The 11,668-nt window shown below is 51.5% G+C and carries 16 protein-coding genes; 8 read left to right on the forward strand and 8 right to left on the reverse strand.

Annotated features, from left to right (window positions below; translation table 11 throughout):
• Position 1: 1 nt before the first annotated feature.
• The 3 genes from HED65_RS02655 to HED65_RS02665 are packed head-to-tail and all read right to left on the reverse strand — an operon-like array spanning position 2 to position 2,408.
• Positions 2-1,261: an NAD(P)/FAD-dependent oxidoreductase gene (locus HED65_RS02655; protein WP_114977316.1), complete on the reverse strand. Its 1,260-nt coding sequence runs from the start codon at positions 1,259-1,261 to the stop codon at positions 2-4.
• Positions 1,258-1,977: an SDR family NAD(P)-dependent oxidoreductase gene (locus HED65_RS02660; RefSeq protein ID WP_114977317.1), complete on the reverse strand. Its 720-nt coding sequence runs from the start codon at positions 1,975-1,977 to the stop codon at positions 1,258-1,260. The genes HED65_RS02655 and HED65_RS02660 overlap by 4 nt, the downstream gene beginning before the upstream one ends.
• Positions 1,974-2,408: a nuclear transport factor 2 family protein gene (locus HED65_RS02665; protein ID WP_114977318.1), complete on the reverse strand. Its 435-nt coding sequence runs from the start codon at positions 2,406-2,408 to the stop codon at positions 1,974-1,976. Before HED65_RS02665 ends, HED65_RS02660 begins: the two co-directional genes overlap by 4 nt.
• A gap of 252 nt (positions 2,409-2,660) precedes the next feature.
• On the opposite strand from HED65_RS02665, the gene HED65_RS02670 reads away from it, so the two are divergent.
• Positions 2,661-2,858 (forward strand): hypothetical protein, encoded by a 198-nt coding sequence (locus HED65_RS02670; protein WP_114977319.1) that lies wholly within the window; start codon positions 2,661-2,663, stop codon positions 2,856-2,858.
• A 1-nt stretch (position 2,859) separates the two neighbouring features.
• Complete coding sequence (locus HED65_RS02675; protein ID WP_114977320.1) at positions 2,860-3,642, forward strand: hypothetical protein; 783 nt, start codon at positions 2,860-2,862, stop codon at positions 3,640-3,642.
• Here HED65_RS02675 and HED65_RS02680 read toward each other — a convergent pair.
• Entirely contained in the window at positions 3,623-4,135 is a 513-nt protein-coding gene (locus HED65_RS02680) for a GNAT family N-acetyltransferase (protein WP_114977321.1), read from the reverse strand. The two genes, HED65_RS02675 and HED65_RS02680, sit on opposite strands and share 20 nt — an antisense overlap.
• A gap of 239 nt (positions 4,136-4,374) precedes the next feature.
• Here HED65_RS02680 and HED65_RS02685 point away from each other — a divergent pair, with 239 nt between their 5' ends.
• Positions 4,375-4,917 carry a histidine phosphatase family protein gene (locus tag HED65_RS02685; RefSeq protein WP_114977467.1) on the forward strand — a complete coding sequence of 181 codons (543 nt, stop codon included), beginning with the start codon at positions 4,375-4,377 and terminating at the stop codon, positions 4,915-4,917.
• Between the two features lie 44 nt (positions 4,918-4,961).
• On the opposite strand, the gene HED65_RS02690 is transcribed toward HED65_RS02685, so the two are convergent.
• On the reverse strand, positions 4,962-5,540 hold the full coding sequence (locus HED65_RS02690) for a TetR/AcrR family transcriptional regulator (RefSeq protein ID WP_114977322.1): 579 nt from the start codon (positions 5,538-5,540) through the stop codon (positions 4,962-4,964).
• Between the two features lie 103 nt (positions 5,541-5,643).
• On the opposite strand from HED65_RS02690, the gene HED65_RS02695 reads away from it, so the two are divergent.
• Entirely contained in the window at positions 5,644-6,111 is a 468-nt protein-coding gene (locus HED65_RS02695) for a nuclear transport factor 2 family protein (RefSeq protein WP_114977323.1), read from the forward strand.
• Positions 6,112-6,150: 39 nt separating this feature from the next.
• Here HED65_RS02695 and HED65_RS02700 read toward each other — a convergent pair whose 3' ends face one another.
• Together HED65_RS02700 and HED65_RS02705 are read right to left on the reverse strand one after the other, a co-directional pair.
• The gene (locus HED65_RS02700; RefSeq protein WP_502707115.1) at positions 6,151-6,657 is read right to left on the reverse strand and encodes an ester cyclase; all 507 of its coding nucleotides are present in this window, start codon (positions 6,655-6,657) and stop codon (positions 6,151-6,153) included.
• 49 nt (positions 6,658-6,706) lie between these two features.
• The gene (locus HED65_RS02705; RefSeq protein ID WP_114977325.1) at positions 6,707-7,834 is read right to left on the reverse strand and encodes an alkene reductase; all 1,128 of its coding nucleotides are present in this window, start codon (positions 7,832-7,834) and stop codon (positions 6,707-6,709) included.
• A 99-nt stretch (positions 7,835-7,933) separates the two neighbouring features.
• Here HED65_RS02705 and HED65_RS02710 point away from each other — a divergent pair, with 99 nt between their 5' ends.
• Both HED65_RS02710 and HED65_RS02715 read left to right on the forward strand, forming a co-directional pair.
• Positions 7,934-8,845: a LysR family transcriptional regulator gene (locus HED65_RS02710; protein WP_114977326.1), complete on the forward strand. Its 912-nt coding sequence runs from the start codon at positions 7,934-7,936 to the stop codon at positions 8,843-8,845.
• Between the two features lie 57 nt (positions 8,846-8,902).
• Positions 8,903-9,502, forward strand: coding sequence for an HAD-IB family hydrolase (locus HED65_RS02715; protein WP_114977327.1), 600 nt, complete (start codon positions 8,903-8,905; stop codon positions 9,500-9,502).
• A gap of 25 nt (positions 9,503-9,527) precedes the next feature.
• Here HED65_RS02715 and HED65_RS02720 read toward each other — a convergent pair whose 3' ends face one another.
• Positions 9,528-9,896 (reverse strand): MerR family transcriptional regulator, encoded by a 369-nt coding sequence (locus HED65_RS02720; protein ID WP_114977328.1) that lies wholly within the window; start codon positions 9,894-9,896, stop codon positions 9,528-9,530.
• A gap of 96 nt (positions 9,897-9,992) precedes the next feature.
• Here HED65_RS02720 and HED65_RS02725 point away from each other — a divergent pair, with 96 nt between their 5' ends.
• Complete coding sequence (locus tag HED65_RS02725) at positions 9,993-10,787, forward strand: SDR family NAD(P)-dependent oxidoreductase (RefSeq protein WP_114977329.1); 795 nt, start codon at positions 9,993-9,995, stop codon at positions 10,785-10,787.
• Between the two features lie 209 nt (positions 10,788-10,996).
• The gene (locus tag HED65_RS02730; RefSeq protein WP_114977330.1) at positions 10,997-11,611 is read left to right on the forward strand and encodes a TetR/AcrR family transcriptional regulator; all 615 of its coding nucleotides are present in this window, start codon (positions 10,997-10,999) and stop codon (positions 11,609-11,611) included.
• Positions 11,612-11,668 lie beyond the last annotated feature (57 nt).

The raw sequence follows: 11,668 nt of genomic DNA on the forward strand, positions 1-11,668 counted from the left end.
CTCAGTTCCTCTCTCCGGCCGCTATCGCATTGACCACGTCCAGCGCGCTGCGCACGCCATCCTCATGAAAACCGTTGTACCAGTAGGCCCCGCAAAACCAGCTTCTCTGGTGGCCGTTGATCTCGCCTCGCCGCGCCTGTGCCCGCCAACTTTTCGGGTTAAACAGCGGATGTTCATAAACAAAACGTTGCAGAACGAAGCGTTCATCCACCGGCGTATCCGGGTTCAGGGTGACGCAGAACAACGGGCTACCCACAGGCAACCCTTGCAAAATATTCATGTTGTAGGTAACACAGGCGCTGGCCTGCTCGTGTTCGCTCAGGCGGTAGTTCCAGCTGGCCCATGCCCGCTGCCGCAGCGGCAGCCAGCGCGGATCGCTGTGTAAAACGACCTCGTTGCGCTGCCAACCAATATCGCCCAGCACCTCGCGCTCTGCGGGCGTTGGGTCATCAAGCATCGCCAGGGCACTTTCGGAGTGGCAGGCAAAAATGACCTGGTCGAAGGTATGGCTGCCGTTTTCAAGCTGAAGCGTGACCCTGTGCTCCTGGCGGCTCACCCGCTGCACCGGTGCATTGAGGTGCAGCGTCAGACGCTCGCCCAATTTGTCCAGCATGGCGCGGATATACTCTCGCGAGCCGCCGGGTACCACGTACCACTGCGGGCGATGGGTGATATCCAGCAGGCCATGATGGTGAAAGAAGCGTAAAAATAGCAGCAGCGGGAAACGCTTCATTTCCTGCAGCGACGATGACCAGATGGCGGCCCCCATCGGCAGAATGTAGTGGCGCGCAAAAAATGGTGTGAAGCCATGCTGATCAAGAAACGTTTGTAGCGTGGCGTTCGGGTTCACCTCCCCAGCCAGCGTCTCTTTCGCCAGCCGATTGAAGCAGACGATCTCCCCGAGCAGCCGCCAGAACGTCGGATTCACCAGATTTCGACGCTGGGCAAACAGCGATGTCAGGGTGTTTCCGTTGTACTCCAGCCCCGTCGCGGGATTGTGCACCGAAAAGCTCATCTGCGTTTTTTGTCCGCTGATGCCCAGCTCGCTGAGTAGCCCCATAAACCGCGGGTAGGTGCGATCGTTGTAGACGATAAACCCGGTATCGATCGCGTATGTGCCCTGAGGTGTCGTAACATCAACCGTTGCGGTATGACCGCCGGGCGTGGCTCCCGCTTCAAACAGCGTCACCTGATGGTGCCCGGCCAGGCGCCAGGCGCAGGTCAGGCCGGCGATGCCGCTGCCGATAATCGCAATGTTCATGAGCGCACCATCCTGCGCAGCAGTGCGCGCTGAAGAAACGCAGGCAGTCCGGAGAGTAATCGCATAATCAGGCCGAAACCGTCAGGAAACGCGATATGCATTTTTCCTGCCGCCAGCCCGGTGCGGATCGCCTTAACCGCGTCGTCGACAGTCACCCGACCAGGCATGCCAAAATCATTTTTGCGCGTCAGAGGCGTGTCAACAAAACCTGGAGAAACAACCGTGACAGCAATCCCTTTTGGCTCCCAGTCAAGGCGCAAGCTCTCGGCAAACCAGCTCAGCGCCGCTTTGGACGCGCCGTAGGCCTCCGCGCGTGGAAATGGAAGCCAGTGGGCCATTGAGCTCACCAGCACCACACGGTTGCCGACAGCCAGCTGCGACTGCAGCACCTCAAGGCAATTCACCGGACCGAGGAAGTTTGTCGCCATAACGCGTTCCACCAGCGCCGCATCTACCTCGCCATGATCGAGGTATTCGCAGGTACCGGCGCAAAGAATAATCAAATCGGCATAGCTGCCGGCCAGGGCCTGGCGACAGGCGTCCCTGTCTGTCATATCGAACAGGCGAACGGTAAGATTGGGGCAACTCTGGTGCAGAGCCTCAAGACGCGCCGGGTCGCGCCCGCAGGCAATCACGTGGTAGCCATCAGCGGCAAATGATTTCGCCAACCCGGCACCAATACCCGAGCTTGCGCCAGTAATGAGTACCGTCTTCATGATTTCACCCTCCGCTTCACGCCGCGTACCGCCCAGCCAAGCAGAGGAAGGTGTTCGTAGAGCATCTCTCCCGCATCGTAGTAATCACGTTGACGCGTGATGAGATGGTTTTCCGTCTCCACTATCGAACACCCCGGCAGTTCGAGCGGCTCTCCACCCGCAATGCGCGGGTGCGACCAGTGCATTACCCAGGTGACAGCAAAGCGACTTTCGCTGCACAGCGGAGGATCGATAGTGAAACGGCAATCTTCGACATTGCCCAGCAGATGGGTGAAATAGCGCTGAAGCGCAAAAATCCCCTGATGTTCGCCGAACGGATCGATAAGCGTGGCATTTGAATGATAAAGCTCCGCCAGCGCAGAGGGTGGCTGGCTATCCAGTGCGGTGTAGTATTTCACAAAACGACTCACGACAGTGTGCAACGTGCTCATGGGTCACATCCCGGCTGTATATAACGTGGCGTAATCGCATAATTAAAACTTACACAAATCATGTTATTTGTCCAAGTTTGTGGTGAGGTATTTTTTATTTTAAATAAATATCAATTAGTTAATTACGGACAAAAAGTGACTTTTGTAGGTCGAATCAGGCTTCGCGTCCCGGCTTTCACTTTCAGGATATCCTTAAGGCAAATTCACCGTTCTTCTTCCAGGCTTATCCTTTTTATTCACAAGGATGCCCGCATGAAACGTCTCTTTCTCTCCCTATTCTCAAGCCCGGAATCTTTACTGCAGGTGATGAGCCAGCAGGAAATTATTGAAGCCGTCGAAGATGGCGACCGCATCATTATCGACCAGGACGGGAACGCCTCGGTGAACGACAAAAGCAACGAGGTGCGGCAGGATTTTATGCGTCACGTCAACGCCCTGAAGAGGGCCTGATATGGGAACGGCGATATTTATGGTGCTAATGGTATGCGGGTACTGGTACACCAGTCGCGATCTGTCGACCCGCTTTAAAATCAAGCGCTCCTTCGGCTGGGACGTCTATTTTCTTGTGGCGCTATACGGCTGCATTTTCGTTCTGCAGGGCGTGATTGCCACCGGTCTGCTCTGGCTGCTCCTGCTCGCCCTATCCGCCGCCAATAACGCTTTTCACTTTGCCTCACCGAAATACACCGACTGGCAAATCGACTTTATGAACTGGAGTTTTTTAGGCATTCAGGCACCGGTTGTCGTGATGCTGGCGTTTGCCATCCTGTTTTGCCTCTACCGCTCTAACTGGGCAGGAAGCGCCAGGCTGGACGGTGAAAGCCGGAAAACGCTCTACAAACGTCTGGCGCAGGCGAGCGGGATTGAACAACTTCTGTACCAGTGCATGGAGCAAGGCGAACTGGCACAGGTCACGCTCCGGTCGAAGCGGATCTACGTCGGCATGATCCACGCCGCAACGCTGGAATATGAAAAAACGGCCAATATCGTGCTGATCCCGATGTTGAGCGGGTACCGAGACGCGAAGACCATGAATCTACGCATCGAGAATAATTACAGCAGGTGGTATGCGGAGCATGACATTACGCTCGACTCTGAACCCCGCAGCGCCATGTCATTTCGCAAGGTGATTTTACTCAATCAGATTGAGAGCATCTCACTGTTCGACCCCGCAAGCGCAAGCGCGCTGTCGCTGGCACAGCATGACACGCTTTCTAAAGAGGCATCCCCATAATCCTGAGTATGCTCTGCTGTGAGGCGGTTTCGAAAAGGACGCTCTTAACGCAGAGCATGCCCTGCTTCTGGTAGAACCGGTACGCTCCCGCGTTCTGCTCAAGCACCTCCAGCCAGAGATAGTCTTTCCCCCTGCTCCGGGCCATGTCTGTGATGTTGTTGAACATCACCTGACCATAGTTCTTGCCGGTTTCGGCGGGATCAAGGTAGAACTTATTGAGGAGAACACCCTTCTTGTCCGTTTCTGGAAGCATGGCTTCCCAGGTCACTTTCATGAATCCCACTGGCCGATCGGTCTCTGCAACATACCAGGAAACCGCGTTTTCTTTCAGGCTCTGTTCAACTACAGGAAGCGCGTACTCTCCATGCAGAAAATCCTTCATCTCTGCCTCTGACACCCACAGATGCTGAAAATGGGCGGGATAGATGCGATATCCCAGCTCGCTTAACAGCGTTGAATCGGCCCCGGTGGCCTGTCGAATTCGAAGAGACATGGAGGGTATCCTTACTAACCGCTTTAGGTGTGATGCCGTGCGAAACGAGAAAGACAAAAACAGTTACATTCTTGCCGCATATATTATTGCGGTGAACGACGTTAAGTACAGCCCGCGTGTTATGGATCTCGCCCGATACACCAAAACGGGTGGGTGAAAACCCTCACCAGATCGCGCTAGTCTGCCTGTGTTGAATGGATGACCAGGACTAGCGATTAGAACGTATGGAAATTATTTTGATGCGGCATGGAGAACCCCATTATAGGGGGGCGCCAAGGGTCTCGTGCAGGGAAATGACCGAATGGATCGACAGCTATAACCGCTCTTCAACGGGCAGCGACAGACCTTCGGAAATGGCTCAAATACTCGCATACCGCGCGCTCACGTTTCTCAGCAGCCCTCTCCCGCGAGCCCTCTCATCGTTGAAAACGCTGGGGTGTGAACCTGGCTTAATTGATGAGGTTTTTCGGGAAGCAGAACTGCCGGTGTTCAGTATTCCTGGGTTACGGCTATCGCCTTTTTACTGGGCGACGCTGTTTCGCGTTCTTTGGCTCTGCGGCCTGTCGGGAGAGGTAGAGTGCGTAAGAATGGCAAAAAGTCGTGCTGTTAAGGCGGCAGAGTTCCTCGTGACGGCGGCTAAGGGCTCCGACGGACCCGTCTTACTCATGGGACACGGGATCATGAATAGGTTTATTGCAAAAGAACTGATCGCATCAGGCTGGAAAGAACAGACTCGCCCGGGTAAGGGATACTGGGGAGCCGGCGTTTACAGGTTTGAGTAAGGATAAATACTGAGCTTGCTGCGTGGAGAGCTAAGGGGCCCCCATTAGCCCCCGATTAAGCCTGCTAATGCCCTCTTCAACGGAGGGATGACATCATCCGTATCCATGCCCATTTGTGCATGAATAATTGCGCCGTCAATGAGCAACATGATTTCGTTGACGACGCGCTCATCCGCGATCTTCGTCAGCAATGCGATAATTTTCTTTGTTTCGATTTTATGATCGCGGCATATCTCTTTTATTTCGCTTTCAATATCTTCCGATTTTGCCTCTGCGCTGGCATTAATAAACGCACAGCCGTGGAACTCAGGCGAAATAAACCATTCATAAAGCGTTTCAGATATCGCATCAGAAGGTATTTTACCTTCGACGAGATGTCGACACAGCGTGGAATCAAACCAGCTAATCCATATTTCATGCCGATAGTGCAAATAGGCAAGAATTAGTAAACTTTTACTCGGAAAATGGCGATAGAAAGTCACCTTTGTCACTTTCGACGCTTTAATCAGCGTATCCACGCCCGTCGCTCTGAAGCCTGTAGAATAAAACAGATCATGCGCCGTCAGTAATATCTTATCCCTGACGCTGATTTTTTTATCGTTGCTTACGGGTTCTGTTTTCACTTTTCGGTAGCCTCAAAACGGATGTTGACAACGTTATTTCACAGGCATAGATTACCTCAAGTAGACAGATCTGTCTACATAATATAACCATGAGGTAATCGCCATGAACACACGTCCTCCTTTACCGCCCTTCACGCGTGAAAGTGCTATCGAAAAAGTCAGACTGGCTGAAGATGGCTGGAACAGTCGCGACCCGGCGAAAATCGCTCTGGCCTATTCACTTGATACCCAATGGCGCAACCGCGCCGAATTCGCTACCAATCGTGAAGAAGCCCAGGCGTTTCTGGAGCGGAAATGGAAAAAAGAGCTGGATTATCGTCTGATTAAAGAGCTCTGGGCATTTACGGAAAACCGGATCGCGGTTCGCTATGCCTATGAATGGCATGATGATTCAGGCAACTGGTTCCGTTCGTACGGCAACGAAAACTGGGAGTTTGAGCCAGATGGGCTCATGAAGCACCGTTTTGCCTGTATCAACGATATGCCGATCAAGGAATCAGAGCGACTGTTCCACTGGCCGCTGGGCAGACGCCCGGACGATCATCCCTCTTTAAGCGATCTGGGTTTATAGGTTTTCGTATCACTCCGGGCAGACCCCGGAGTGATGAATTTACAACGCACCCAGCTGTTTCATCAGCGTCAGGTTGTCCTCAATATGCCAGTTAGCCACAATTTTGCCGTCACTGATTTCATAAATATCCGTGGCGATAAAATCTATTTTCTGCCCCTTTCCTTTTAGCTTGCCAAATGTCCCGGTGAATGTGCCGTGAAAATGTAAATGAGATACGGCACGGTTACCCGAAATAATCATTTGCTCAACGTCACAGCGTAAATCAGGCACAGCGGTACGAAATGCCCGGGAGGCTAAAATCGCGCCTTCAGGACCTTGCTTACGACCCTCAGGGGGTGTTTTATCAATGAAATTAATCGCCAGGGCATTACGGGCCAGGGACTCTTCCCCCGTATTCCAGAACGTTGCATACTCTCTGGCAACATATTCATTCGCCGCTAATTGCGTCTGCGTCAGACTTTTATCGACAATAAGATGTTCCGGTTTCACCAGTTCAATCTGGGCCGAAAATGCGGTTCCCGTGGTACCAGCAAGAATAAGCGCCATTATGCCTGGGGCAAAAAATGTTGAATATTTCATAATCTCTCTCGACACGTTATTTAGATAACTGCAGATCATTCTCTTGCAGGTTGTATATTGGATAATCGGTATATCCCGTCGCATTGCCACCAAACAATGTGGCAGGGTCACGCACCTGAGCCAGAGGCAACTGGTGCGCCAGCCGGTGAGGTAAATCCGGGTTGGCGATAAACGGCCGTCCGAACGCAATCAAATCGGCATAACCAGCAGCAAGTATTTTTTCTGCTTTATCAAGGTCATAGTTTCCTGCGACGATAATTGTTCCGCTAAACGCCTCGCGAAGCGATTGACGGAAATGCTCAGGCACCTGAGGCGCATCGTCCCAGTCAGCTTCCGCCAGGTGGATGAACGCGATCCCTTTTTGTTCAGACCAGGCCGCGAGAGCGAGTATGGCTTCCGTCACCTGCGGATCGTTCATCCCACGTTGGGTAATAAACGGCGAAAGCCGGATGCCCGTACGCTCGGAACCAATAGCCTCCGCAATCGCGTTCAACACTTCCTGGGCAAAGCGGATCCGGTTAGCAAGCGTGCCGCCATACTCATCCGTGCGTTTGTTGGAAGTTTGGCGCAGGAACTGGTCAATTAAATAACCGTTTCCACCGTGGACTTCCACGCCGTCAAACCCGGCCTGAATGGCATTCAGTGCCGCCTGACGATAGTCCGCAATGATACTGTGAATGTCCTTTCGCGTGAGCGTTCTCGGCTGTGGGCAGTCAACCATTTGACCTTCCCCCTGTTCATTCACCACCCACACTTTGGCGTCCGGCGCCAGTGCTGAAGGGGCGACGGGCTGGCCATCCTGATGAAAGCTGGCGTGCGACATCCGGCCGACGTGCCAGAGTTGAGAAAAAATCACCCCGCCCGCCTGATGCACGGCGCCCGTCGTGAGTTGCCATCCTGAAACCTGCTCCGGCGAATGGATGCCGGGTGTCCATGAATATCCCTGGCCCTGAGGCGAGATCTGCGTGGCTTCCGTGATGATCAATCCCGCGCTGGCACGCTGTCGATAATACTCAGCCATCAGTGAGGTCGGAATATTTCCTGGCTGAAAGGAACGCGCACGGGTCATCGGCGCCATAACGATACGATTTTTGAGGTTTTGCTCACCTAACCTGTAACGTTCAAAAAGTGAAGTACGGTTCATGATTTCATCTCGAGTGGTTTGGATGAAATCACTTTACAGCTCACATCTTCTTTTGATAATTACAGCAAAAACAGATGCACTTTTCGGAAAATATGAATAATGGGCAAACTTGAAGACATGGCATTACTGGTTGAAGTTGCCGAGGCGGGTAGTCTTTCCGCCGCCGGACGACGCCTGTCACTTTCACCAGCTACTATGACGGCCAGGTTAAAAGCGATTGAAGAGCGTTACCAGACACGTCTGTTCCATCGTTCTACGCGCGCCATTACGCTAACCCGTGCAGGCGAAGAGTTTTACCATGCCGCGCTTCGTGTACTGGAAGAGATGCATCACGCCGAGTCGTTACTGACGCAAAAAGAAGGTGTACTCAGCGGCAACATTCGCCTTTCTGCACCCTCTGACTTTGGCAGACAGTATCTTAGCCCCGCCGTTCTTGAATTTTCGCGATGCCATCCTGAAGTGAAATTTTTCATCTACTTAAGAGAGCATGTTGAGGATCTTGTCGCTAGCCGGCTGGATATGAGCATTCGCTTCGGCAACCTGCCAGACAGCAGCCTTGTCGTCAGAAATATCCGTCCGAATCATCGGGTTCTGGTCGCCTCCGGGGCGTATCTTAGCGATCGTGGTACCCCCTCCACCTTTGCCGATTTAGCCCAGCACCGATGCCTGGCACTCGAGTCTCAGGGCGTGGTGATGAACGAATGGCGTTTTGAAAGTGAGGGAGAAGAAACCATCGTTCGTATAGAACCTGCCATGGTGTGCGACGACGGAGCATTGCTTCGTCAGTGGGCTCTGAGCGGGGCTGGCATCGCGGGGAAATCGTGGTGGGACGTCAAAGACGATGTTGAGAGCGGTAAACTTACGGTGCTATTTGCCGACAGTTTCACCGGATTTAGCCGTTACGACCGCAAAGACGTCGGGCTGCAGTTTGTTTACCCACAACGCAAATTACAGCCGCTTCAGGTCACGGCATTTAGTCAGTTTTTTCTCGACTGGCTAAAAAACCATTAACGTAATAAACAGTGATATACTCGCCCGTAACAACTCATTATCCCGTCTGAACGACTTATGACTTCAAATATCGCATTTTTTGACTTCGATGGAACGATAACGTTTTCCGACACCTTCACTCCGTTTATTTATCGGTCTGTTGATAAAAAAACGCTACGGTGCGGGAAACTGCGCCTTCTTCCCTACATCCTCGCCTATAAAATGGGTGCGTTATCGGGATCGGTTTTACGGAAAAAAGTGGTAAGAATCGCGTTATCAGGCAAGTCTGAAACTGAATTAAAAAAGGCCGGACTTTTCTACAGTAAAACAGAAATTCCTGCCCTGTTGCGGGAGGATGCCATGAAGAAAATCAGCTGGCATAAATCTCAAGGGGATACGGTGGTGGTGGTTTCAGCCTCGCTTGATTTATACCTTAAACCCTGGTGTGAGCAGAATGGGCTGGAACTCTTATGCAGTGAAGTGGCATTTTCAGGTGGAAAAGCAACCGGAAAATACAAGAAGGGTGACTGTAGCGCCCGCTTAAAAAAAACGAAGATAATTGATAATTATGATTTATCTACCTACAAAGACGTCTATGCCTATGGCGATACGAAGGAAGATTTAGACATGCTGTCTCTAGCCTCGAAAAAATTTTATCAGTGGAAAGAAATGGCGTGATCTCGCCATGACATAGCGTAAAAAATCAAAATTCATCGACACAAGGTTCGCCAACCTTATTAATGGCGTTAGTTATCCTGGCTCTGAGTTCAATTAACGCCGCTTCTTTCTCTTCCAGCTGCTGCAACTTGCGCTGTAAAGAGGCGCGTTTTTGCTCAGCGGTGAATTTGTCATCGACCCAGACAGCTAAAACGTCTGATATTTCGGCTAAGGTAAAGCCAAGCATTTTGGCATGCTTGATCATTTTCAATCGCTGTAAATCAACCGCGGAATACACTTTGTAGTTATTGCTACGATTAGGTTGCGGGATATTCTCTAACAACCCCTGCCTTTCATAATAACGCACTGTCTCTTTTGACAATCCCGTTTTCGCACACAGTTCACCAATTCGCATCACGCCGCCCTCACCTTATAAAAATCACGCTTGACCGTGTACCTAAGTGCACGGTTTATCCTGTGTTGCACCTATCAGGGATACGGGATTTAAAATATGAATTCTTTTGATTATACAGGAAAAACAGCGTTGATTACCGGGGCTTCATCGGGAATTGGTCGTGATTTCGCCCGGCAACTTGCGCACCGCGGCGTGTCATTGATTCTGATCGCCCGCTCCGAGAAAAAGCTACAGGCGCTTGCTACAGAGCTAGTCAAAACGCATGGGGTGTCAATCGCTATTATTGTCCAGGACTTAGTGGAACCCGATGCCATTTCTAACATTACAGAACGGCTGGAAAAATTAAGACGTTACCCCGACATTCTGATCAATTGCGCCGGGTTCGCCACCTATGGTTCCTTCGAAAAACTGTCCATCGATCGTCAGCGTGACGAGATAAACGTGAACTGCCTGGTCCCCGTGGAACTTACTCACGCGATACTACCAGGAATGCTCAAGAAAGGGTCTGGAGTGGTCATCAATGTGGCTTCAACCGCAGCCCTACAACCGGACCCCTATATGGCGATTTATGGCGCAACAAAAGCATTTTTGCTCTCCTTCTCAAGTGCGCTTTGGGCAGAATACCGCTCACAGGGTATACGCATTTTGGCGCTATGCCCCGGCGCAACGGACACGGCCTTTTTTGATGTGGTGAATGCCGAGGAAGCCTCGGTGGGTAAAAGGATGCCAGCGGATAAAGTCGTTACCCAGGCATTAAGGGCTGTCGATGCTAACCGTAGCTATCTGATTACCGGGTGTGGCAACTGGCTACTGGGGCAGTTACACCGATTCGTAACACGCAAACGTCTGTTGCTCATCGTTGAAAAAATATTACGTCCACGCTCTCCTTAAACAAAAGACTCTCGTTTCAGTGCAAGAGAATTGCACTGAAACCCTCACATATCGCCAAAGATAGATGCCATCGCGCGCAAAAAACAGTGATACACTTACCTCATCTGGTTGATCGTCCCGTCTGAATGGCTTATGACAAAACAGCAGGTAACCAAAGTATAAAATGGTCACTCGTTGTCAATCAAAGCCTGTCACGCTAAGCTTAAATAATGACTAAAAATATGAACGCCCCATCAACACGTGGTCCCCTTGACCACTCTGTCAGAGAGCAAATCGTCGAAGCGGCTTTTGAGCACTTCGGTCACTATGGCTATGAAAAAACCACCGTGGCCGAACTGGCTAAATCCATCGGCTTTTCAAAGTCCTACATTTATAAGTTTTTCGATTCCAAGCAGGCTATCGGCGAGGTGATTTGCGCTAACCGTCTGGAGTTGATTATGGCGGCAGTGCTTTCCGCCATCCATGATGCACCGTCAGCAAGCGAAAAATTACGCCGTCTTTTCAGGGCGCTTACCGAAGCGGGAAGCGAACTGTTTTTCCACGACCGTAAGCTTTACGACATTGCCGCCGTCGCCGCACGCGAGCAGTGGCCTTCGACAGAAAGGTACGCGGAAAGCCTGATGAAGCTGATCGAGAGCATCATTATTGAAGGCAGGCAGACCGGCGAGTTCGAAAGAAAAACACCACTGGATGAAGTCACCCATGCCATACACATGGTGATGTGCCCTTTCATTAACCCCATTCAGTTGCAGTACAACCTCGAAATGGCTCCCACTGCGGCGGTACTTCTCTCCTCACTGATTTTAAGAAGCCTGGCCCCCTGATTTGTGACCATTGACAATATTGGTCACTAGTCAGAGAATGCGGATACCGTCCTGTTA

The sequence above is a fragment of the Pantoea sp. LS15 genome (assembly GCF_012241585.1).
Classification (GTDB): domain Bacteria; phylum Pseudomonadota; class Gammaproteobacteria; order Enterobacterales; family Enterobacteriaceae; genus Enterobacter.